The organism is Pseudomonas sp. S2_A05 (genome assembly GCF_054668485.1).
On sequence record NZ_CP162775.1, the window covers coordinates 493,365 to 515,621 of the forward strand.

Here is a 22,257-nt window from a genome sequence, read left to right on the forward strand (position 1 = left end):
ATAGGGGAGCTGCTTTTCATGTGGGAGCGAGCCTGCTCGCGAATGCGGTGGAACATTCAATATCCGTGTTGACTGAACCACCGCATTCGCGAGCAGGCTCGCTCCCACTGGGGATTTGCTGTGTTTCTTAGATTGCGTTGTGTGATTTCAACCAACCCAGGCCCGCTTCGGTGGTGGTCAGCGGTTTGTACTCGCAACCGACCCAACCCTGATAACCGATGCGATCAAGGTGTTCGAACAGGAAGCGGTAGTTGATCTCACCAGTGCCCGGCTCGTTGCGCCCCGGGTTGTCCGCGAGTTGCACGTGGTTGATCTCGCCCAGGTGCGATTGCAGGGTGCGGGCCAGATCGCCTTCCATGATTTGCATGTGATAGATGTCGTATTGCAGGAACAGATTGGCGCTGCCGACCTGCTCGCGAATCGACAGGGCTTGCGCCGTGTTGTTCAGGTAGAAACCGGGAATGTCGCGGGTGTTGATCGCTTCCATCACCAGTTTGATGCCCGCCGCTTGCAGCTTGTCGGCGGCGTATTTGAGGTTGGCAACGAAGGTCTTCTCCACCGAGGCATCGTCAACGCCTTGCGGGCGGATACCGGCCAGGCAGTTGACCTGGGTGTTGCCCAGCACTTGTGCGTAGGCGATCGCCAAATCGACCCCGGCGCGGAACTCTTCGACCCGATCCGGCAGGCAGGCGATGCCACGCTCGCCCTTGGCCCAGTCACCGGCCGGCAGGTTGAACAGCACTTGGGTCAGCCCGTTGGCCTCGAGTTTTGCCTTGATTTCAGCCGAGCTGAAGTCGTACGGGAACAGGTATTCCACGCCACTGAAGCCGGCCTTGGCGGCGGCGTCGAAACGGGCAAGGAAATCCTGTTCGGTGAACAGCATGGACAGGTTGGCTGCGAAACGCGGCATGGTGGTCTCCTAAAAACTGATGAGGCACGGTAGGTCAGACTGAACGCGATCAGTCCCCTCTCCTTGGGGAGAGGGTTAGGGTGAGGGGGAATCCTGAGTCAGATCCCGATTGTGCGAACACCGCAAAACCTTTCCCTCACCCCAGCCCTCTCCCAGAGGGAGAGGGGGCTAAAAGCAATCAATCGAGCAACGAAATCGCCGTCGGCGCATCGTTGCCGACCAGTGCCAGGTCTTCGAACTCGTTGACCGCGTTGATCTCGGTACCCATGGAGATGTTGGTCACACGCTCCAGAATGATCTCGACGATCACCGGCACCTTGAACTCTTCGATCATCTGTTCGGCCTTGCGCAGGGCAGGGGCGATTTCCGACGGTTCGAACACACGCAGCGCCTTGCAGCCGAGACCTTCGGCGACTGCGATGTGGTCAACCCCGTAACCGTTGAGTTCCGGCGCATTCAGGTTATCGAAGGACAGCTGCACGCAGTAGTCCATTTCGAACCCGCGCTGGGCCTGACGGATCAGGCCCAGGTACGAGTTGTTCACCACGACGTGGATGTACGGCAGTTTGAACTGAGCGCCGACCGCCAGTTCTTCGATCATGAACTGGAAATCATAGTCCCCCGACAGGGCCACGACTTTGCGGTTCGGATCGGCCTTGACCACGCCCAGCGCCGCCGGAATGGTCCAGCCCAACGGGCCGGCCTGACCACAGTTGATCCAGTGACGCGGTTTGTAGACGTGCAGGAACTGCGCGCCGGCAATCTGCGACAGACCAATGGTGCTGACGTAGCAGGTGTCCTTGCCGAACACCTGGTTCATTTCTTCATAAACGCGCTGCGGTTTGACCGGCACGTTGTCGAAGTGGGTCTTGCGATGCAGGCTGGCCTTGCGCTGCTGGCAATCCTGCAGCCAGGCGCTGCGGTTCTTCAGCTTGCCGGCGGCTTGCCATTCACGGGCCACTTCGATGAACACGGTCAGCGCTGCGGCGGCGTCGGAAACGATGCCCAGATCCGGGGTGAACACACGACCGATCTGCGTGCCTTCGATGTCGACGTGAATGAACTTGCGACCTTCGGTGTACACGTCAACCGAACCGGTGTGGCGGTTGGCCCAACGGTTACCAATGCCCAGCACCACGTCGGATTTCAGCATCGTCGCGTTGCCGTAACGGTGCGAAGTCTGCAGACCGACCATGCCGACCATCAGCGGGTGATCGTCAGGGATGGTGCCCCAGCCCATCAGGGTCGGGATCACCGGGATGCCGGTCAGCTCAGCGAACTCGACCAGCAGGTCGCTGGCGTCGGCGTTGATGATGCCGCCGCCGGCCACCAGCAGTGGGCGCTCAGCCTGATCCAGCAAAGCCAAAGCTTTTTCAACCTGAACGCGGGTTGCGGTCGGTTTGGCCAATGGCAGCGGTTGGTAAGCGTCGATGTCGAATTCGATCTCGGCCATCTGCACGTCGAACGGCAGGTCGATCAGCACCGGGCCTGGACGGCCGGAGCGCATTTCATAAAAGGCTTTCTGGAATGCGTAAGGCACTTGGCCCGGCTCCAGAACCGTGGTTGCCCACTTGGTCACTGGCTTGACGATGCTGGTGATGTCGACAGCCTGGAAGTCTTCCTTGTGCATACGGGCGCGGGGTGCTTGCCCGGTGATGCAGAGGATTGGAATCGAGTCGGCCGAGGCGCTGTAGAGCCCGGTGACCATGTCGGTACCGGCCGGGCCGGACGTGCCGATGCACACGCCGATGTTGCCGGCCTTGGTGCGGGTGTAGCCCTCGGCCATGTGCGAGGCGCCTTCAACGTGGCGAGCAAGGACGTGATCGATGCCACCGACCTTCTGCAAGGCGGAGTACAGCGGGTTGATCGCTGCGCCCGGGATGCCAAAAGCGGTATCAACCCCTTCACGGCGCATCACCAGAACGGCGGCTTCGATTGCTCTCATTTTGCTCATGGTTTTGTGCCTCTTTACGTTTTGTAATTGTATACAAGTGGCTTTGCGCAGAGTGTATTCACGGCGGACGGCGCAGGTCAATCCATTTTCTCAAGCGTCTGTTTCATTCGTCGGAAGCCCGCTGTGCTGTGGCTTTTCGTCGCATGTGGCGCTTTTCGAGAATTATTGTATACAAAACAATAACTCATTGTGTTCTATTTGTGGCATCGGACTGCGGCACAAACGCGCAGTCCCACGACTTTCCCTATAACAAAATGAGGACGGCACCATGAGCGCTTTAACCTTGAAAGTCGCAGTCAGCCTAGTCAGCGAAGCCATCAACGCAGGACGCGGCATCAACGCCGCACCGCTGACCATCGCGGTACTCGATAACGGCGGCCACCTGATCGCCCTGCAACGCGAAGACGGCGCCAGCCTGCTGCGCCCGAACATCGCCATCGGCAAAGCCTGGGGCGCCATCGCCTTGGGTAAAGGCTCCCGCCTGCTCGCCCAGGACGCCCAACAACGCCCGGCGTTTTTTTCTTCGTTGAACAGCATGGGGCAGGGCAGCGTAGTGCCGGCACCGGGTGGGGTGTTGATTCGAAATCAGGCGGGTGAAGTGCTAGGCGCGATCGGGATCAGTGGGGATTTGTCGGATGTGGATGAGCAGGTGGCGATCAGAGCGGTGGAAGCGCTGGATTTGCGGGCGGATGGTGGGGTGGTTGATTGAATGTCAGTGTCTGAATAACCGCTTTCGCCAGCAGGCTCGCTCCCCCATGGGATCAGGGTTGGACACAAAATGTCTGAACACCTGAAGCCCACTGTGGGAGCGAGCCTGCTCGCGAAGCGGTTCCCCCGATCTCACCGATCCGGCTCACACCCCTTCAACACCAACCGGATAATCGTCTGCGCCGCCGCTTCATAATCGGCTTCATCAAGCTTGTCTTTCCCGGTCACTGCGGAAATCTGCCAGTCGAAGTCGGCGTAGGTCTGGGTCGCGGCCCAGATGCTGAACATCAGGTGGTTGGGGTCGATCGGGGCGATCTGGCCGCGGTCGATCCAGCTCTGGATGCAGGCGATGTTGTGTTTGGCCTGGGCGTTGAGCTGCTCTACCAGGTCAGCGCTCAGGTGCGGGGCGCCGTGCATGATTTCGCTGGCGAACACCTTGGAGGCGTAGGGCAGGTCGCGGGAGATGCGGATCTTCGAGCGGATGTAGCCGCTCAGCACCTCGCTCGGCACACCGTCCGGGTTGAACGGGGTCGAGGCCTGCAGAATCGGCTCGATGATGCTTTCCAGCACCTCGCGATAGAGGTTTTCCTTGGATTTGAAGTAGTAGTAGACGTTGGGCTTGGGCAATCCCGCCTTGGCGGCGATGTCGCTGGTTTTGGTCGCCGCGAAGCCCTTGTCGGCAAACTCTTCGCTGGCGGCGCGCAGGATCAGTTCTTTGTTACGCTCGCGGATTGTGCTCATAAACCCGGTGGTTCCTTGCCTGTTCTGGCGGTGGCGCATGGTAGCACCGGCCTTGAGCGGCGCTCAACAATGCAGCCTGTGGCCGGCGGTCGCGTTATGCTTGGCAACATTCATACACAGAAGGAAACAGGATTCATGGCAGGAAGCAGTTTGCTGGTGCTGATCGATGACATCGCCACCGTTCTGGATGACGTTGCGTTGATGACCAAGATGGCCGCGAAGAAGACCGCCGGGGTGCTCGGTGATGATCTGGCGCTCAATGCCCAGCAGGTATCGGGCGTGCGCGCCGAGCGGGAAATTCCCGTGGTCTGGGCGGTGGCCAAGGGCTCGTTCGTCAACAAACTGATCCTCGTGCCGTCGGCGCTGGCAATCAGCGCCTTTGTGCCTTGGCTGGTGACGCCGCTGTTGATGGTCGGCGGCGCGTACCTGTGTTTCGAGGGTTTTGAAAAACTCGCGCACAAGTTTCTGCACAGCAAAGAGGAAGACGAGGCAGAACACGCACAGTTGACCGAAGCAGTGGCCGATCCGGCGACCGATCTGGTGGCGTACGAAAAGGACAAGATCAAAGGCGCGATCCGCACCGACTTCATTCTCTCGGCAGAAATCATTGCGATCACCCTCGGCACCGTGGCAGATGCCTCGCTGACCCAGCAAGTGGTCGTCATGTCCGGCATAGCCATTGTCATGACCGTGGGCGTTTACGGTTTGGTGGCGGGCATCGTCAAGCTCGACGACCTGGGGCTGTGGCTGACGCAGAAGCCCGGGCAGATGGCGAAAAAGATCGGCGGCGGCATTCTCAGCGCCGCGCCGTACATGATGAAAACCCTGTCGGTGGTTGGCACGGCAGCGATGTTCCTGGTCGGCGGCGGCATCCTGACCCATGGCGTGCCGGTGCTGCATCACTGGATCGAAGGTGTCGGCGCAGCGGCGGGCAGTGCCGGGTTTGCCGTACCGATGCTGCTCAATGGTGTTGCGGGGATTATTGCCGGTGCTGTGGTGTTGGCGGTGGTTTCGGTCGTAGGCAAGCTCTGGAAAGCGCTGAAGGGTTAGTCAGCAACACATAACAAATGTGGGAGCGAGCCTGCTTGCGAATGCGGTAGTTCAGTCAATATCGATGTTGACTGAAACTCCGCGTTCGCGAGCAGGCTCGCTCCCACAGTGTTTTGCGCCAGCCGATTTACTCGGCGATCTGCAACTTGCGCGCTTCGGTGTAGACGTACCGCACTTTCTCGTACTCGAACGGCGAGTTCATCTGGCCGTAGCGGAAGCTGGTCTGGTAGCGCTTGTCGATCGCACGCAAGGCCCAGACTTCCGGGTGGTTGGAGCTGACTTCCGCGACGTTGAGGAAGTTGATCGCGGTGTCGGCGGTGTAATCCACGGCCAGACCTGCGGTGTCGCGGATGTTCGACGGGCCGAAGATCGGCAGTACGAAGTAGGCGCCGCCCGGTACGCCATAGAAGCCCAGAGTCTGCCCGAAGTCCTCGTTCTGGCGCGGCAGGCCCATGGCGGTTGCCGGATCCCACAGACCGGCGATGCCGATCGTGGTGTTGAGCAGCAGGCGCGCAGTGGTTTCCATCGAGCGCTGGCCCTTGAACTGCAGCAGGCTGTTGACCAGGTTCGGCACGTCGCCAATGTTGTTGAAGAAGTTGCTCACCCCGGTACGCACGAAGCTTGGGGTGATGTAGCGATAGCCATCGACCACTGGCAAGAACACCCACTGGTCGAAGCGGTAGTTGAAGTGATAGACCCGGCGATTCCACGATTCCAGCGGGTCATAGACGTTCAGCGCATTGAGCGTGGAGCGTTCGAATTCGCGCTGATCCAGGCCCGGGTTGAACTTGAGTTTGGTCAGCGGCTGCTTGAAGCCGTCGCTGTCGACCACCACCGGTGCATCGGCTTTACTGTTGTCGGCCTGGGCCACGCCTGCACAGAGGAACGCTGCAATCAGCAGGAGATATTTAGCCACGGAAGAACTCCAGCATGGCGTCGCTGTTGACGCGATAGTTAAGGTTGCCGCAGTGGCCGCCCAGTGGATAAACGGTCAGGCGATCACCGAAGGTTTTCCGCAGGAAGCCCAGGTCGCCAGGGCCGAGGATGACGTCGTCGGCGTTGTGCATGACGGCGATTTTCGGGCTGTCGTGCAGGTAGTCCTTGAGCGCATACAGGCTGACCTGATCGATCAGTTGCAGCAGGCTGCCGCCGTCGGTGCGTGCGCGCCACATCGGAATAACCTGCTCGGTGATGTAGCAGTCGAAATCGCATTGCAGCGCACGCTTGAGGAACGGCGTGAGGCTGGTGCCTTCGGTGATCGGGAATTTCGGCGGGGTGATCAGGCCGCGACGGTTGACCAGGTCCGAGGTGTAGGCAATGTCGGCTGCCGAAAAGCGGAACGACGTGCCGATGAGCATGGCCATCTGTTCGTTGGTCAGGTGCTGTTTGGACTGCTGGAAGTCGTACAGCAGCGCATCGTTGAGGTCGATGTAGCCTTTCTGCTGGAAGTAGCGGGTCAGCTTGGTCAGTACCAGTTCGTAGAACGTGGTGCTGTTGTTGATGCCCTTGACCTCGGTCTGCACCAGTTTGTCGAGGTTGGTCACCGAGGTATAGAGGTTGACCGGCGGGTTGAGCAGCAGGACTTTCTTGAAGTTGAAGCTGCGGCGAGTCTCGTCCAGATGCGCGACGAACGCGGCATCAAGGGCGCCGAGGCTGTAGCCGGTCAGGTAATACTCGGTGACCGGCAGCTTCGGGTTCTGCGCCCGCACGGCCTGCATCACCCGATACATGTCTTCGGCATCTTCCTTGGTCACGCCCGGGGTGGCGAAACGCGAGGCAGCGCTGATGAAGTCGAAGCTGGTCGGCGACGACAGTTGCACGACGTGGTAACCGGCCTTGTAGTAAAGCTTTTTCAGGTATTCGTTGAGCGTGCTGTCAAAGCGCGCGCCGGTGCCGGCAATCAGGAAGATAAGCGGCGCCGGTTTGTCCTGCGTGGCGATGCGGTAAGTGAGTTTCTTCACTGCCCAGAAATTGTCCGGCAGTTGGAATTCACGCTCCGGGCGCAGGGTGAGGCTGCGGTCCGTTTGATTGATGTCGTCGTCCAGCGGCAACTCCGGACGCAGATCCGGCGGTGTCGTGGCGATCGTCGCCTCGAACGGGTTGGTCAGCGGGTAGCCATAGCTGGCGGCGTCGATATCCACCGCCAGCGCGGACGCACTCAAGATAAGGCCGCTGAACAGCGCGGCGAAGCGCAAGGAACGGAGCATGACTAGATCCCTTAGAGGAAGGTGCCGATTGAAGTTCGCAGGCTATGACCACCGGCCGTGCGCCAAAGTGCCATGCTGCGGCACCAAACAGGCGGAATTCGGGGTAATAGTAGCTGGACGATACACGTTGCAAGGGCTCGCTGAACAGTTAACAGTTGTTAGTGCTTGCGAATGCCGGTCGGCAGATTAAGCTGGCCGCCGATTTCCGCAGATTGGAGTGCTCCATGTCCCGCCGCTTGCCCGTTATTGTGCTGCTTGTTTTGTTGCCGCTGTGGCTGGCCGGCAGTTATGCCGCGCGCTATGGCTTCATGGAAGACGGGCAGTGGGTGGGCATCTGTGTCGACGAGGCCGGCCGTTGGGAATGCGTGGTGCGGTCGAACCTCGGGCTGATGATTCATTTCAAGGTGCTGGGCTGGGCGGCGGTGGGCGCGGCGGTATTGGCGTTTGTATTGCCGGGACGGGCAGGGTGGTGGCTGGCGGTGCTGGCGCTGGTGTTCGGCCTGCCGGCGCTGGCGTTGTACAACACCACATTAGCGGTATTTGCGGTGGTGATTGCCGGATTGCGCCTGGTCCGCGAGTCCCGCAGCGCCTGACAGTCAGTCATCGCGGGCAAGCCCGCTCCCACAGGGATTGAGGTGAACACAACATTTGTGTGCAGCAGAAATCCTGTGGGAGCTGGCTTGCCAGCGATGGCGATTTCGAAAGCGCTGAAATCAGGCCTTGCGAACCCGCAGACAGCGCCACAACGCCACCACCATCAATCCACTGACCAGCGCCCAGCCCCACGCCTGCTGATTCAGCATCCCTTCCTGATACAACTGCGGTGCAATCCCCGCGCCAACGATAAAGGTCAGCAGAGCAACCTCCCGACGCGGCACGCTTACCGGGCGGCACAGGTAGACCAGCGCCGGCAGCACGAACGCCATGCTGGCGAAACTGCGATAGCGCGGGTCGAAGACCATTTCCAGCATCATCACCGCCGCGGCAAAACCGGCCACCGCGACCAGCCAGCCGGCGCGACGCTCGAGGAAATCGAAGGCTCGCGCGCGCCAACCTGTGCGTGCGCTCAACGTCAGCGCGGCATGCGTGAGCACCAACAGATTCAACCCGGTCAGCAAGCCGACCCACAGCCATTCCCCGGCAAACCGCGTGGTCAGCCGCGCCAGATCGCCCCAGGCGCCAATCGAGCAAGCAGCGACAGCGCCCAGCAGCGGTAGCAGCAACGCCGAACGAGTGGTGCGCACGCGTCCACCAAGGATCAGCGTGCCGAGGAAAATCAAAGCACCGACTGCCAGCCATTCTTTCCAGTACGGCACATTGCTCACCGGTCCGGCGAGCACGCCTTTGTCCTGCCGATCCGCATCGAACAGCCCCCAGTAGCCGCCGACCGCGCCTTCACTGCCGCGCTTCCATGGTTGATCAAAGGCTTCGATCAGGTTGTAACGCCAGCCTTCCTGCTCGGCCATCGCCACGAATCCACGAATGAATTTCGCCTCGTTGACCCGGCTCGGCACGGCGGTTTCGCGCTGGCGGCCTTCGCTGGGCCAACCGGTTTCGCCAATCATCACGTCTTTCGGAGCGAATTTGTTGCCGAACACCTGACGCACATCCGCCACATGCCGCAGCGCCACGTCGATATTCGACGGATCGTCTTCCCAGTACGGCAGCAAGTGGATGGTCAGAAAATCCACGGCCGGGGCGACTTCCGGGTGCTTGAGCCAGAATTCCCAAACATCGGCGTAAGTCACCGGTTGCTTGACCTGGCTTTTTACCTTGTTGATCAGCCGGGCCAGTTGCGCGCCAGTGACCTCTTTGCGCAGCAGCGCTTCGTTGCCGACGATTACGGCGGTGACCACGTCGGGGTTGGCATTGGCCGATTTGATCAGCAGCTCGACTTCCTGCTCGGTATCGACGGGGTTGCTATTGACCCAGGCGCCGATCATCAACTTCAGACCGTGCTTGCGCGCCAGATCGGGCAGGGCGTCGAGGCCGGTCATCGAGTAGGTGCGGATGCATTCAAAGCGCGTCGCCAGCAGCGCGAGGTCGGCGTCCATGCGCTCGGGGCGCAATTTGAACGGCACGTCGAACGGCGATTGGTCTTTGTCGAACGGTGTGTAGGAGGCGCATTGCAACTTGTGCGTTGGCGTCGCGGCGTCCGGCAGGATCACCGGTTGGCCGAGGCCATACCAGAAACCGCTAAGGGCCAACAGCCCGAGCAGGCAGGCGAACAGATAAGGCAGAAAAGGAAATCGGTACGTTGCGGACATGGTCAGGCCGAGTGGCTGCAAAGCGACGCATGTTACCTGCATTTATAGAAGGGCTGGTGGCTTGCAGGCGTTGTCCATGCAAAGTTCGGGCGGATTGTCTGGCGTCAATTAATCTCGCTTGATTAATGGCTTTCTGATGTCGTTTCTCGCTGCCTTGAGGTCGCTGACAGAGCAGGTCGCCGGCCGCTTGAGGTTGATGATCAAACCATCAGTACCCTTTTTGAAAAATCGGCTGATGTTCGGTGTGTGAGGTCCGGCGTGATGGGGGCGCTGTGCACCATAACAATACGTTGACGATGCCCGGCATCCGTCGGGCGCAGCATTTCGGGGAAGTAAACGATGAAGATGCGACGACTTTTAGGCGCAGGTGCCGCTTTGGCGCTTGCGATGAGTTCCACTTTCGCCAACGCTGAAAAACAGACCCTGAACATCGGTTACGTTGACGGCTGGTCCGACAGCGTCGCGACCACCCACGTGGCGGCCGAAGTGATCAAACAGAAGCTCGGTTATGACGTGAAGCTGCAAGCTGTCGCCACCGGGATCATGTGGCAGGGCGTGGCCACCGGCAAACTCGATGCGATGCTCTCGGCCTGGCTGCCCGTGACCCACGGTGACTATTGGACGAAAAACAAGGATCAGGTCGTCGATTACGGCCCGAACTTCAAGGACGCGAAGATCGGCCTGATCGTGCCGGAGTACGTCAAAGCCAAATCGATCGAAGACCTGAAAACCGACGATACCTTCAAAAACCGCATTGTTGGCATCGACGCCGGTTCAGGCGTAATGCTCAAGACCGATCAGGCGATCAAGGATTACGGCCTGGACAAATACAGCCTCAAGGCCAGTTCCGGCGCCGGCATGATTGCCGAGCTGACCCGCGCCGAGAAGAAGAACGAATCCATCGCCGTCACCGGTTGGGTGCCGCACTGGATGTTCGCCAAGTGGAAACTGCGCTTCCTCGACGACCCGAAAGGCGTGTATGGCCAGGCTGAAACAGTGAACAGCATCGGCAGCAAAGGCCTGGACGCCAAGGCGCCGGAAGTGGCCAAATTCCTGAAAAACTTCCAGTGGGCCTCGAAAGACGAAATCGGCGAGGTCATGCTGGCGATTCAGGACGGTGCCAAGCCTGATGCAGCGGCCAAGGACTGGGTGGCCAAACACCCGGATCGTGTAGCTGACTGGACCAAATGATTTAAATCTCGCCACACCCCTGTGGGAGCGAGCCTGCTCGCGAATGCAATCTGTCAGTTGATGCAATATCGACTGATACGACGCCTTCGCGAGCAGGCTCGCTCCCACAGTTTTTTTCTGTGTACCGGAAAATGGCTAAAACATCATGGCCATCTACTACTAAGGTCGTCTGGAACCTCTCTCGCAGCCGCATACATTAGCTACGTTCCAACAATAATTTGTGCTGCGAGGATAAAAACAATGAACGACAGCATTTACCTCTCGATTCAAAACAGTCCCCGATTCAAGGAGCTGGTTCAGAAAAGGGAACGATTCGCCTGGATTCTCTCGGCAATCATGCTCGGGCTGTACTCCGCATTCATCCTGCTGATCGCATACGGGCCGCACGTGCTCGGGGCGAAACTCAGTCCTGAATCTTCGATCACCTGGGGCATCCCGATCGGTGTCGGCCTGATCATTTCAGCCTTCGTCCTGACCGGCATCTACGTGCGCCGCGCCAATGGCGAGTTCGACGACCTGAACAATGCGATTCTCAAGGAGGCTCAGCAATGATCCGGCGTCTACTGGCTTTATTGAGTGTTGCGGCTTTCGCGCCGAGTGTCTGGGCGGCTGACGCATTGACGGGGGAGGTGGCCAAACAGCCGCTGAACATTCCGGCGATCCTGATGTTCGTGGCCTTCGTCGGCGCGACTTTATACATCACCTACTGGGCTTCAAAGAAAAACAACTCGGCCGCCGACTACTATGCGGCGGGCGGCAAGATCACCGGTTTCCAGAACGGCCTGGCGATTGCCGGCGACTACATGTCGGCGGCGTCCTTCCTGGGGATCTCCGCGCTGGTGTTCACCTCCGGCTATGACGGCCTGATCTACTCGATCGGCTTCCTCGTGGGCTGGCCGATCATTCTGTTCCTGATCGCCGAACGCCTGCGCAACCTGGGTAAATACACCTTTGCCGACGTGGCGTCGTACCGCCTCGGGCAAACCCAGATCCGCACCCTGTCCGCCTGCGGCTCGCTGGTGGTGGTGGCGTTCTACCTGATCGCGCAAATGGTCGGTGCCGGCAAGCTGATCCAGCTGCTGTTCGGCCTCGATTACCACGTTGCGGTGATTCTGGTCGGCGTGCTGATGTGCATGTACGTGCTGTTCGGCGGCATGCTCGCGACCACTTGGGTGCAGATCATCAAGGCAGTGTTGCTGCTGTCCGGTGCCTCGTTCATGGCGCTGATGGTGATGAAGCACGTCGGCTTCGACTTCAACACGCTGTTCTCCGAAGCGATCAAGGTTCACGCCAAGGGCGAAGCGATCATGAGCCCCGGCGGTCTGGTGAAGGATCCGATCTCGGCATTCTCGCTGGGTCTGGCGCTGATGTTCGGCACCGCTGGCCTGCCGCATATTCTGATGCGCTTCTTCACCGTGAGTGACGCAAAAGAAGCGCGCAAGAGCGTGCTGTACGCTACCGGTTTCATTGGCTACTTCTACATCCTGACCTTCATCATCGGCTTCGGCGCGATCCTGCTGGTCAGCACCAACCCGGCCTTCAAAGATGCAGCGGGTGCTTTGCTCGGCGGCAACAACATGGCGGCGGTGCACCTGGCCAACGCGGTGGGCGGCAGCATCTTCCTTGGCTTCATCTCGGCAGTGGCGTTCGCAACCATTCTGGCTGTGGTAGCCGGTCTGACGCTGGCGGGTGCTTCGGCGGTTTCTCACGACCTGTACGCCAGTGTGATCAAGAAGGGCAAGGCCAACGAGAAGGATGAGATTCGCGTATCGAAGATCACCACCATCGCCCTGGCGGTGCTGGCGATTGGTCTGGGCATTCTGTTCGAAAGCCAGAACATTGCGTTCATGGTCGGCCTGGCGTTCTCCATCGCGGCGAGCTGCAACTTCCCGGTACTGCTGCTTTCGATGTACTGGAAGAAGCTGACCACTCGCGGCGCGATGATTGGTGGCTGGCTGGGTCTGGTGAGTGCTGTTGGTCTGATGATCCTCGGCCCAACCATCTGGGTGCAGATTCTGCATCACGAGAAGGCGATCTTCCCTTACGAATATCCGGCGCTGTTCTCGATGATGATTGCGTTCATCGGGATCTGGTTCTTCTCGATTACCGACAAGTCGGCGGCTGCGGATAACGAGCGGGCGCTGTTCTTCCCGCAGTTTGTGCGTTCGCAGACCGGGTTGGGGGCGAGTGGGGCGGTTTCGCACTAAGAGATCAGTTGTAAGCTGCAAGCTGCAAGCTTCAAGCTTCAAGAAAACGCCCTGATTGAGAGATTGGGGCGTTTTTTTTGTGGGTGGTTATGGTTGGTTTTGGGTGTATATCCGTTTTTTGCAGTGCTGCGGCTGGCGGTTTCGCCCTTACGGCGACTTACTTTTTTACAAGCGCCTAAAAAAGTAAGCAAAAAACGCTAGCTCCTACGTTCGGCCCGCTCGCTGGGGCTCGGGGTTCCTTTGCTCCGGGACTGATCCTGGCGCAGCGGCTCCGGTTTGCTTCGCTGCACCTCCTTCCGCTGTGTCTGGCTGCGCCAGACGGTCGCTGCGCTCCCACGCCCGGATCAATCCCTCCGCTCAGCCTTCCGACGTCGCCCGTGGATCAAGATCAAAAGCACTCGAGCTTGCGCTCATTGTTGAGTGGTTAGAAGCGTCGCATGGCTTGAGATTTTCGGTGGATTCGCCCCTCACCCCAGCCCTCTCCCGAGGGAGAGGGAGCCGATTTGTGTGGTGTTCAAAACCTGCATTCGACTCGGTATCGCAAGTCGGCGTGTTTCGCCCAAACACCTCGGTCAGTCCCCTCTCCCTCTGGGAGAGGGCTAGGGTGAGGGGCTCTTGATCTGGCTTTGGCTTTGGCTTTGGTTCTTGTTTTGATCTCTTGCCCCTTCGACAGGCTTCGTTACGGGATCGATCCGGGTGTGGGAGCGCAGCGACCGTACGACGCAGTCGTACACAGCGAGTGTAGGTGCAGCGAAGCCAACCGGAGCCGCTGCGCCCGGATCGGTCCCGTAACGAAGGTACCCCGAGCCCCAGCGAGCGGGCCGTACGCCGGGGCAAAGCCTTTTGGGTTACCTTTTTGGCGTTTGGAAAAGGTGACTCGCTGTAAGAGCGAAACCGCCAGCGGCAGCACCCGCAGCAACGGATATGCCCCCAAAATCCAAGAACCAGTCGGCCCGAAGGCCGCTGAAACCACAAACAAAAACGGCCTCTATATAAGAGGCCGTTCCTGACACACCACTAAACCATCACAAAAAAGAAAAACCCTTATTTGCGATCTTCCAGCTTGGTAATGTCACGCGACTCGTAACCGGTGTACAGCTGGCGCGGACGGCCAATCTTGTACGGGCTCGAAAGCATTTCTTTCCAGTGCGAAATCCAGCCCACAGTACGCGCCAGGGCGAAAATCACCGTGAACATGCTGGTTGGAATGCCGATCGCCTTGAGGATGATCCCCGAGTAGAAGTCGACGTTCGGGTACAGCGAGCGCTCGATGAAGTACGGGTCGGTCAACGCGATCTCTTCCAGGCGCATGGCCAGTTCGAGTTGCGGATCGTTGTTGATGCCCAGTTCCTTCAGCACTTCGTCGCAGGTCTGCTTCATGACAGTCGCGCGAGGGTCGCGGTTCTTGTAGACGCGGTGACCGAAGCCCATCAACTTGAACGGATCGTTCTTGTCCTTGGCCTTGGCGATGAACTTGTCGATGTTCGACACATCGCCAATCTCGTCGAGCATGGTCAGCACGGCTTCGTTCGCGCCGCCGTGGGCAGGGCCCCACAGTGCGGCGATACCGGCGGCGATACAGGCGAACGGGTTGGCACCCGAAGAGCCGGCCAGACGCACGGTGGAGGTCGAAGCGTTCTGCTCGTGGTCGGCGTGGAGGATGAAGATCCGGTCCATGGCCTTGGCGAGTACCGGGCTGATCGGTTTGATCTCGCACGGGGTGTTGAACATCATGTGCAGGAAGTTTTCCGCGTAAGTCAGATCGTTGCGCGGGTACATCATGGGTTGGCCCATGGAGTACTTGTAAACCATCGCTGCCAGGGTCGGCATCTTCGCAACCAGACGGATCGCGGAAATTTCGCGATGCTGCGGGTTATTGATGTCCAGGGAGTCGTGGTAGAAGGCCGAGAGGGCGCCGACTACACCGCACATGACGGCCATCGGGTGGGCGTCGCGACGGAAACCGTTGAAGAAGGTTTTCAGCTGCTCGTGAACCATGGTGTGGTTCTTCACGGTGCTGACGAACTGGGCCTTCTGTTCTGCGGTCGGCAATTCGCCGTTGAGCAGCAGGTAGCAGGTTTCCAGGTAGTCCGACTTTTCAGCCAGCTGTTCGATCGGGTAGCCGCGGTGCAACAAAATGCCGTTGTCGCCGTCGATATAGGTAATTTTCGATTCGCACGAAGCGGTCGACATGAAACCCGGGTCGAAAGTGAAGCGGCCCGTGGCCGTCAGGCCCCGAACATCGATTACATCGGGACCAACGGTGCCGGTTAAAATGGGCAGCTCGACGGGGGCTGCGCCCTCGATGATCAACTGCGCTTTTTTGTCAGCCATGTGGCCTCCTATTTATGCTTGAACCATCAGACAGACCCCCCACGCAGGGCCCGCACCACTATAGTGAGATAAATTCGAATGTCAATTTGCCTAAAGTCTTGCTCCAGAAGGCTTTAAGCCGACTTTTTCCTCGAAATTGCCTGCCATTTACGCCTTTTATGCAACTTGTGCAATCCGCTATTGGGGGTAGGTGAACGCGTTGTCATTAGTAGCCTAACTGTCTATACTCGGCCACCGACCGCCAAGGGCTTTTGGGCTTGCTTTCATTGGGGGTCGCATCCCCGGGTGGTGGTTACCTGACCAGTGCACTCCCCAACAACTTTGCCCTGATTGTTAGGGGCTCTTCAGTGTGAAAAAAAAGCCGTGAAAAGCCAACGACCTGTAAACCTAGACCTAAGGACCATCAAACTCCCAGTCACTGCTTACACGTCCATTCTTCACCGTATCTCCGGTGTCATCCTCTTCGTGTGCCTTGCCATCATGCTTTACGCATTGGACAAGTCGCTGAGCTCCGAGGAAGGCTTCGGTCAGGTGAAAGCGTGTCTGACCAGTCCGCTAGCCAAGCTAGTGATTTGGGGCATCCTGTCCGCTCTGCTGTATCACCTGGTAGCCGGTGTGCGCCACTTGATCATGGACATGGGCATCGGTGAGACGCTGGAAGGCGGCAAACTGGGCTCGAAAATCGTTATCGCCGTTTCCGTGGTGGTAATCGTTCTGGCAGGAGTCTGGATATGGTAACTAACGTCACTAACCTGTCGCGTTCGGGCCTCTATGACTGGATGGCACAGCGTGTGTCTGCGGTCGTTCTCGCGGCTTACTTCATCTTTCTGATCGGATACATCGTCGCCAACCCTGGCCTCGAGTATGCCCAGTGGCATGAACTGTTCGCTCACAACGGAATGCGTATTTTCAGCCTGCTGGCCCTTGTTGCTCTGGGCGCTCACGCCTGGGTCGGCATGTGGACCATCGCGACCGACTACCTGACGCCAATGGCGTTCGGCAAGTCCGCAACGGCGATACGTTTCCTTTTCCAGGCAGTATGCGGCGTTGCGATGTTCGCTTACTTCGTCTGGGGTGTGCAGATTCTCTGGGGTATCTGATTCATGGCTAACATTCCAACGATTTCTTTCGACGCCATCATTATTGGTGGTGGCGGTGCCGGCATGCGCGCTGCGCTGCAGCTGGCACAGGGCGGCCACAAGACTGCGGTGATCACCAAGGTTTTCCCGACCCGTTCGCACACTGTGTCCGCACAGGGCGGCATCACGTGCGCCATCGCTTCCGCCGACCCGAACGATGACTGGCGCTGGCACATGTACGATACCGTCAAGGGTTCCGACTACATCGGTGACCAGGACGCTATCGAATACATGTGTCAGGAAGGCCCTGCCGCTGTTTTCGAGCTGGACCACATGGGTCTGCCGTTCTCGCGTACCGAGCAAGGCCGCATCTACCAGCGTCCATTCGGGGGCCAGTCCAAGGATTACGGCAAGGGCGGTCAGGCTGCACGTACCTGCGCTGCATCCGACCGTACCGGTCACGCGCTGCTGCACACCCTTTATCAGGGCAACCTGAAAGCCGGCACTACGTTCCTCAACGAGTACTACGCTGTTGATCTGGTGAAAAACCAGGAAGGCGAATTCGTTGGTGTGATCGCGATCTGCATCGAAACCGGCGAAACCTCCTACATTCGTGCCAAGGCCACGGTTCTGGCCACTGGCGGTGCAGGCCGTATCTACGCGTCCACCACCAACGCCCTGATCAACACCGGTGACGGCGTCGGCATGGCTCTGCGTGCTGGCGTGCCGGTACAAGACATCGAAATGTGGCAGTTCCACCCGACCGGCATCGCCGGCGCCGGTGTACTGGTTACCGAAGGTTGCCGTGGTGAAGGTGGTTACCTGATCAACAAGCACGGCGAGCGTTTCATGGAGCGTTATGCTCCGAACGCGAAGGACCTTGCAGGTCGTGACGTGGTTGCCCGTTCGATGGTTAAGGAAATCATCGCCGGCAACGGTTGCGGTCCGAATGGCGACCACGTAATGCTCAAGCTCGACCACCTGGGCGAGGAAGTGCTGCACAGCCGTCTGCCAGGCATCTGCGAACTGTCGAAGACTTTCGCCCACGTTGACCCGGTCGTTGCTCCGGTTCCGGTTGTGCCGACCTGCCACTACATGATGGGCGGCGTTGCCACCAACATTCATGGCCAGGCGATCACCCAGAACGCCGAAGGTCAGGACCAGATCATCCCTGGCCTGTTCGCGGTAGGCGAAGTGGCTTGCGTATCGGTACACGGTGCGAACCGTCTGGGCGGCAACTCGCTGCTCGACCTGGTGGTCTTCGGTCGCGCTGCCGGCCTGCACCTGGAAAAGGCGTTGACCGATGGCATCGAATACGACGACGCTACCGAGTCCGACATCGAAGCTGCACTGTCGCGTCTGAACGCGCTGAACAACCGTACCGACGGTGAAGACGTTGCCACCCTGCGTCGCGAGCTGCAAAGCTGCATGCAGAACTACTTCGGTGTATTCCGTACCGGCGAATACATGCAGAAGGGCATCGCTCAGCTGGCCGATCTGCGCAAGCGTATCGCCAACGTGAAGATCAACGACAAGTCGCAAGCGTTCAACACTGCACGTATCGAAGCGCTGGAACTGCAGAACCTGCTGGAAGTGGCTGAAGCTACCGCCATCGCGGCCGAAGTACGTAAAGAGTCCCGCGGCGCTCACGCCCGTGAAGACTTCGAAGACCGTGATGACGAAAACTGGCTGTGCCACACCCTGTACTTCCCGGGTGACAAGCGCGTCACCAAGCGTGCCGTGAACTTCTCGCCGAAGACTGTTCCGACTTTCGAACCTAAAGTCCGGACTTATTAAGGGTGACCGCCATGTTGCAAGTCAGTGTTTATCGCTACAACCCTGATCAGGACGCCGCGCCGTTCATGCAGGATTTCCAGGTCGATACCGGTGGTAAAGACCTGATGGTGCTGGACGTGCTGGCCCTGATCAAAGAGCAGGACGAAGGTTTCTCCTATCGTCGCTCCTGCCGTGAAGGCGTCTGCGGCTCCGACGGCATGAACATCAACGGCAAGAACGGTCTGGCCTGCATCACGCCGCTGTCTGCCGTTGTAAAAGGCAACAAGCTGATCGTTCGTCCGCTGCCAGGTTTGCCGGTTATCCGTGACCTGGTCGTCGATATGAGCATCTTCTACAAGCAATACGAGAAGGTGAAGCCTTACCTGCAGAACGACACGCCGGCTCCGGCCATCGAGCGTCTGCAGTCGCCAGAAGAGCGCGAAAAGCTCGACGGTCTGTACGAGTGCATCCTGTGCGCCTGCTGCTCGACCTCTTGCCCGTCCTTCTGGTGGAACCCGGACAAGTTCCTGGGTCCTGCTGCGCTGCTGCAAGCCTACCGCTTCCTGGCAGACAGCCGCGACACCAAGACCAGCGAGCGTCTGGCTTCACTTGACGACCCGTTCAGCGTTTTCCGCTGCCGGGGCATCATGAACTGCGTCAACGTATGTCCGAAAGGCCTGAACCCGACTAAGGCCATCGGTCACATCCGTAACATGCTGCTTTCGAGCGGCGTGTGATTCAGCTGCTGTAACCGTTGCACCGTAGAGGCTGTGGCGCGGGCTTCAACCCGCGTCATGGCTATAACCAGAGCAGTAGCCATAAGCTGCAGCTCTTCTTTTGAAGAAATGAGACAAGCAGGGGCATCCGGGCTGGTACCCGGACTATCAGTGTGATCCTAGGTGGCTTGTTTTAGTCGCTGCATTCGGACTTCTGCAAGTTTGCTCGGTGTCGACACCGATGGTGTTCCCCTAACCGAGGGTGACCAAGCATGCAAGAAAGCGTGATGCAGCGCATGTGGAACAGCGCCTACCTTTCAGGTGGAAACGCTGCCTATGTGGAAGAGCTTTATGAGCTCTACCTGCACGACCCTAACGCTGTGCCAGAAGAGTGGCGCACCTACTTTCAGAAGTTGCCAGCCGACGGCAACTCTGCCACTGATGTTTCGCACTCGACGATTCGCGATCATTTCGTGCTGCTGGCAAAGAACCAGCGCCGCGCCCAACCGGTTTCCGCCGGCAGCGTGAGCAGTGAGCACGAGAAGAAGCAAGTTGAAGTGCTGCGATTGATCCAGGCCTACCGTATGCGTGGCCACCAGGCAGCCCAGCTTGACCCGCTGGGGCTGTGGCAGCGTCCTGCACCTGCAGACCTGTCGATCAATCATTACGGCTTGACCAATGCCGATCTTGATACGACCTTCCGTGCCGGCGACCTGTTCATCGGCAAAGAGGAAGCGAGCCTACGCGAAATTCACGAAGCGTTGCAGCAGACATATTGCCGCACCATCGGCGCTGAATTCACGCACATCACCGATTCCGAGCAGCGCCAGTGGTTCCAGCAGCGTCTGGAAAGCGTGCGTGGTCGTCCGACGTACTCCGCCGACATCAAGAGCCACCTGCTTGAGCGCGTGACTGCCGGTGAAGGCCTGGAAAAATACCTCGGCACCAAATACCCGGGCACCAAGCGTTTCGGTCTGGAAGGCGGCGAAAGCCTGATTCCGATGCTCGACGAACTGATCCAGCGTTCCGGCTCGTACGGTACCAAGGAAGTCGTCATCGGCATGGCCCACCGTGGCCGTCTGAACGTACTGGTCAACACCTTCGGCAAGAACCCGCGCGAGCTGTTCGACGAGTTCGAAGGCAAGAAGAAGGTCGAGCTCGGTTCCGGTGACGTTAAATACCACCAGGGCTTCTCGTCCAACGTGATGACCACCGGCGGTGAAGTTCACCTGGCCATGGCGTTCAACCCGTCCCACCTGGAAATCGTTTCCCCGGTGGTCGAAGGTTCGGTGCGCGCCCGTCAGGACCGTCGCAACGACCTGACCGGTGAGAAAGTTCTGCCGATCTCCATCCACGGTGACGCGGCATTCGCCGGTCAGGGCGTGGTCATGGAAACCTTCCAGATGTCGCAGACCCGCGGTTTCAAGACCGGCGGTACCGTGCACATCGTGATCAACAACCAGGTCGGTTTCACCATCAGCAACCCGCTGGACTCGCGTTCCACCGAGTACGCCACCGACGTTGCCAAGATGATCCAGGCGCCGATCCTCCATGTGAATGGCGATGATCCGGAAGCCGTGCTGTTCGTGACCCAACTGGCCATCGACTACCGCATGCAGTTCAAGCGTGACGTGGTGATCGATCTGGTCTGCTACCGTCGTCGCGGCCACAACGAGGCCGACGAACCAAGCGGCACCCAGCCACTGATGTATCAGCAGATCACCAAGCAGCGCACCACCCGTGAGCTGTACGCTGATCGCCTGACTCAGGCCGGTGTGCTTGACGCTGAACGCGTTCAGGCCAAGGTCGACGAATACCGCAACGCGCTGGACAACGGTCTGCACGTAGTGAAATCGCTGGTCAAAGAGCCGAACAAAGAGCTGTTCGTCGACTGGCGTCCGTACCTGGGCCACGCCTGGACTGCGCGTCACGACACGCGTTTCGATCTCAAGACCCTGCAAGAGCTGTCCGCCAAGCTGCTGGAAATTCCGGAAGGCTTCGTCGTTCAGCGCCAGGTCGCGAAGATCTACGAAGACCGTCAGAAGATGCAAGCCGGCGGCCTGCCGATCAACTGGGGTTACGCTGAAACCATGGCGTACGCGACCCTCGCGTTCGAAGGTCACCCGATCCGCATGACCGGTCAGGACATCGGCCGCGGTACGTTCTCGCACCGTCACGCTGTGTTGCACAACCAGAAAGACGCGGGCACCTACATTCCGCTGCAGAACCTGTACGACGGTCAGCCACGTTTCGACCTGTACGACTCGTTCCTCTCGGAAGAAGCGGTACTGGCATTCGAATACGGTTACTCGACCACCACGCCAAACGCGCTGGTGATCTGGGAAGCCCAGTTCGGCGACTTCGCCAACGGTGCTCAGGTCGTGATCGACCAGTTCATCACCAGCGGCGAGCACAAATGGGGCCGTCTCTGCGGTCTGACCATGCTGCTGCCACACGGTTACGAAGGCCAGGGCCCTGAGCACAGCTCGGCACGTCTTGAGCGTTACCTGCAGCTGTGCGCCGAGCACAACATTCAGGTGTGCATGCCGACCACGCCAGCGCAGATCTACCACTTGCTGCGTCGTCAGGTGATTCGTCCGCTGCGCAAGCCGCTGGTCGTGCTGACGCCGAAGTCGCTGCTGCGCCACAAGCTGGCCATCTCGACACTGGAAGATCTGGCCGAAGGTTCGTTCCAGACCGTGATCCCGGAAATCGATGCACTGGACCCGAAAAAGGTCGAGCGCGTGGTTCTGTGCAGCGGCAAGGTCTACTACGACCTGCTGGAAAAACGCCGTGCCGAAGGCCGCGAAGATATCGCCATCGTGCGTATCGAGCAGCTGTATCCGTTCCCTGAGGACGACTTGAAAGAAGTCCTGGCTCCGTACACCAACGTCAAACACGCCGTTTGGTGTCAGGAAGAGCCGATGAACCAGGGTGCCTGGTACTGCAGCCAGCATCACTTGCGTCGCAGCATCGCCAACCTCGACAAGACTCTCGTACTTGAGTACGCGGGCCGTGAGGCTTCGGCTGCGCCAGCTTGTGGTTACGCATCGATGCACGCCGAGCAGCAGGAAAAACTGCTGCAAGATGCTTTCACTGTTTAACGCCTTCGCGCTG

18 protein-coding genes are annotated in these 22,257 nt (G+C 59.1%); 11 read left to right on the forward strand and 7 right to left on the reverse strand.

The genetic code is table 11. The features are described 5' to 3' along the window. Positions 1-127 precede the first annotated feature (127 nt). Together hyi and gcl are read right to left on the reverse strand one after the other, a co-directional pair. Entirely contained in the window at positions 128-910 is a 783-nt protein-coding gene (hyi, locus tag AB4O12_RS02345) for a hydroxypyruvate isomerase (protein ID WP_460060259.1), read from the reverse strand. 178 nt (positions 911-1,088) lie between these two features. Next, complete coding sequence (gcl, locus tag AB4O12_RS02350; protein ID WP_042607573.1) at positions 1,089-2,864, reverse strand: glyoxylate carboligase; 1,776 nt, start codon at positions 2,862-2,864, stop codon at positions 1,089-1,091. Positions 2,865-3,132: 268 nt separating this feature from the next. Here gcl and AB4O12_RS02355 point away from each other — a divergent pair, with 268 nt between their 5' ends. Then, positions 3,133-3,573, forward strand: a complete 441-nt coding sequence (locus AB4O12_RS02355; protein WP_460060260.1) for a GlcG/HbpS family heme-binding protein — start codon at positions 3,133-3,135, stop codon at positions 3,571-3,573. A gap of 131 nt (positions 3,574-3,704) precedes the next feature. Here the strand turns inward: AB4O12_RS02355 and AB4O12_RS02360 are convergent, their stop codons facing one another. Further along, on the reverse strand, positions 3,705-4,313 hold the full coding sequence (locus AB4O12_RS02360) for a TetR/AcrR family transcriptional regulator (RefSeq protein ID WP_041479604.1): 609 nt from the start codon (positions 4,311-4,313) through the stop codon (positions 3,705-3,707). 135 nt (positions 4,314-4,448) lie between these two features. Between AB4O12_RS02360 and AB4O12_RS02365 the strand changes: the two genes are divergently transcribed. After that, positions 4,449-5,363 (forward strand): DUF808 domain-containing protein, encoded by a 915-nt coding sequence (locus AB4O12_RS02365; RefSeq protein ID WP_310215026.1) that lies wholly within the window; start codon positions 4,449-4,451, stop codon positions 5,361-5,363. 127 nt (positions 5,364-5,490) lie between these two features. Here AB4O12_RS02365 and AB4O12_RS02370 read toward each other — a convergent pair whose 3' ends face one another. Both AB4O12_RS02370 and AB4O12_RS02375 read right to left on the reverse strand, forming a co-directional pair. After that, on the reverse strand, positions 5,491-6,279 hold the full coding sequence (locus AB4O12_RS02370) for an MlaA family lipoprotein (protein WP_041479602.1): 789 nt from the start codon (positions 6,277-6,279) through the stop codon (positions 5,491-5,493). Then, on the reverse strand, positions 6,272-7,570 hold the full coding sequence (locus AB4O12_RS02375; RefSeq protein WP_024012145.1) for a serine protein kinase PrkA: 1,299 nt from the start codon (positions 7,568-7,570) through the stop codon (positions 6,272-6,274). The genes AB4O12_RS02370 and AB4O12_RS02375 overlap by 8 nt, the downstream gene beginning before the upstream one ends. A 224-nt stretch (positions 7,571-7,794) precedes the next feature. Between AB4O12_RS02375 and AB4O12_RS02380 the strand changes: the two genes are divergently transcribed. Next, positions 7,795-8,163: a hypothetical protein gene (locus tag AB4O12_RS02380; RefSeq protein WP_236169683.1), complete on the forward strand. Its 369-nt coding sequence runs from the start codon at positions 7,795-7,797 to the stop codon at positions 8,161-8,163. 120 nt (positions 8,164-8,283) lie between these two features. Here AB4O12_RS02380 and AB4O12_RS02385 read toward each other — a convergent pair whose 3' ends face one another. Then, complete coding sequence (locus tag AB4O12_RS02385) at positions 8,284-9,879, reverse strand: glycoside hydrolase family 17 protein (RefSeq protein WP_460060262.1); 1,596 nt, start codon at positions 9,877-9,879, stop codon at positions 8,284-8,286. A gap of 297 nt (positions 9,880-10,176) precedes the next feature. On the opposite strand from AB4O12_RS02385, the gene AB4O12_RS02390 reads away from it, so the two are divergent. The 3 genes from AB4O12_RS02390 (at position 10,177) to AB4O12_RS02400 (ending at position 13,235) form a co-directional block, all read left to right on the forward strand. Next, on the forward strand, positions 10,177-11,028 hold the full coding sequence (locus AB4O12_RS02390; RefSeq protein WP_041479599.1) for a glycine betaine ABC transporter substrate-binding protein: 852 nt from the start codon (positions 10,177-10,179) through the stop codon (positions 11,026-11,028). Between the two features lie 240 nt (positions 11,029-11,268). After that, positions 11,269-11,580, forward strand: coding sequence for a DUF485 domain-containing protein (locus tag AB4O12_RS02395; protein ID WP_016771016.1), 312 nt, complete (start codon positions 11,269-11,271; stop codon positions 11,578-11,580). Beyond that, the gene (locus tag AB4O12_RS02400) at positions 11,577-13,235 is read left to right on the forward strand and encodes a cation acetate symporter (RefSeq protein WP_016771015.1); all 1,659 of its coding nucleotides are present in this window, start codon (positions 11,577-11,579) and stop codon (positions 13,233-13,235) included. Before AB4O12_RS02395 ends, AB4O12_RS02400 begins: the two co-directional genes overlap by 4 nt. A 1,044-nt stretch (positions 13,236-14,279) precedes the next feature. Here the strand turns inward: AB4O12_RS02400 and gltA are convergent. Continuing rightward, positions 14,280-15,569 carry a citrate synthase gene (gene gltA / locus AB4O12_RS02405; RefSeq protein ID WP_003222994.1) on the reverse strand — a complete coding sequence of 430 codons (1,290 nt, stop codon included), beginning with the start codon at positions 15,567-15,569 and terminating at the stop codon, positions 14,280-14,282. A gap of 363 nt (positions 15,570-15,932) precedes the next feature. Between gltA and sdhC the strand changes: the two genes are divergently transcribed. From sdhC to AB4O12_RS02430, 5 genes are all read left to right on the forward strand, one after another. Next, a complete protein-coding gene (gene sdhC / locus AB4O12_RS02410; RefSeq protein WP_016773673.1) occupies positions 15,933-16,307 on the forward strand; it encodes a succinate dehydrogenase, cytochrome b556 subunit in 375 nt (124 codons plus the stop codon). After that, positions 16,301-16,669 (forward strand): succinate dehydrogenase, hydrophobic membrane anchor protein, encoded by a 369-nt coding sequence (gene sdhD / locus AB4O12_RS02415; protein WP_008049683.1) that lies wholly within the window; start codon positions 16,301-16,303, stop codon positions 16,667-16,669. Before sdhC ends, sdhD begins: the two co-directional genes overlap by 7 nt. 3 nt (positions 16,670-16,672) lie before the next feature. Further along, positions 16,673-18,445, forward strand: coding sequence for a succinate dehydrogenase flavoprotein subunit (gene sdhA / locus AB4O12_RS02420; protein ID WP_024012149.1), 1,773 nt, complete (start codon positions 16,673-16,675; stop codon positions 18,443-18,445). 11 nt (positions 18,446-18,456) lie between these two features. Then, entirely contained in the window at positions 18,457-19,161 is a 705-nt protein-coding gene (locus AB4O12_RS02425) for a succinate dehydrogenase iron-sulfur subunit (RefSeq protein ID WP_016773675.1), read from the forward strand. 251 nt (positions 19,162-19,412) lie between these two features. Further along, complete coding sequence (locus AB4O12_RS02430; RefSeq protein WP_041479560.1) at positions 19,413-22,244, forward strand: 2-oxoglutarate dehydrogenase E1 component; 2,832 nt, start codon at positions 19,413-19,415, stop codon at positions 22,242-22,244. Positions 22,245-22,257 lie beyond the last annotated feature (13 nt).

Bases quoted from the DNA above. Each gene is read 5' to 3' on its own strand.
- AB4O12_RS02430 (WP_041479560.1), top strand. From the start codon at position 19,413: ATGCAAGAAAGCGTGATGCAGCGCATGTGGAACAGCGCCTACCTTTCA.
- AB4O12_RS02355 (WP_460060260.1), top strand. From the start codon at position 3,133: ATGAGCGCTTTAACCTTGAAAGTCGCAGTCAGCCTAGTCAGCGAAGCC.
- sdhA (WP_024012149.1), top strand. From the start codon at position 16,673: ATGGCTAACATTCCAACGATTTCTTTCGACGCCATCATTATTGGTGGT.
- AB4O12_RS02385 (WP_460060262.1), bottom strand. From the start codon at position 9,879: ATGCAGGTAACATGCGTCGCTTTGCAGCCACTCGGCCTGACCATGTCC.
- sdhD (WP_008049683.1), top strand. From the start codon at position 16,301: ATGGTAACTAACGTCACTAACCTGTCGCGTTCGGGCCTCTATGACTGG.
- AB4O12_RS02380 (WP_236169683.1), top strand. From the start codon at position 7,795: ATGTCCCGCCGCTTGCCCGTTATTGTGCTGCTTGTTTTGTTGCCGCTG.
- AB4O12_RS02395 (WP_016771016.1), top strand. From the start codon at position 11,269: ATGAACGACAGCATTTACCTCTCGATTCAAAACAGTCCCCGATTCAAG.
- AB4O12_RS02400 (WP_016771015.1), top strand. From the start codon at position 11,577: ATGATCCGGCGTCTACTGGCTTTATTGAGTGTTGCGGCTTTCGCGCCG.
- hyi (WP_460060259.1), bottom strand. From the start codon at position 910: ATGCCGCGTTTCGCAGCCAACCTGTCCATGCTGTTCACCGAACAGGAT.
- AB4O12_RS02360 (WP_041479604.1), bottom strand. From the start codon at position 4,313: ATGAGCACAATCCGCGAGCGTAACAAAGAACTGATCCTGCGCGCCGCC.
- gcl (WP_042607573.1), bottom strand. From the start codon at position 2,864: ATGAGCAAAATGAGAGCAATCGAAGCCGCCGTTCTGGTGATGCGCCGT.
- AB4O12_RS02375 (WP_024012145.1), bottom strand. From the start codon at position 7,570: ATGCTCCGTTCCTTGCGCTTCGCCGCGCTGTTCAGCGGCCTTATCTTG.
- gltA (WP_003222994.1), bottom strand. From the start codon at position 15,569: ATGGCTGACAAAAAAGCGCAGTTGATCATCGAGGGCGCAGCCCCCGTC.
- AB4O12_RS02425 (WP_016773675.1), top strand. From the start codon at position 18,457: ATGTTGCAAGTCAGTGTTTATCGCTACAACCCTGATCAGGACGCCGCG.
- AB4O12_RS02365 (WP_310215026.1), top strand. From the start codon at position 4,449: ATGGCAGGAAGCAGTTTGCTGGTGCTGATCGATGACATCGCCACCGTT.
- AB4O12_RS02390 (WP_041479599.1), top strand. From the start codon at position 10,177: ATGAAGATGCGACGACTTTTAGGCGCAGGTGCCGCTTTGGCGCTTGCG.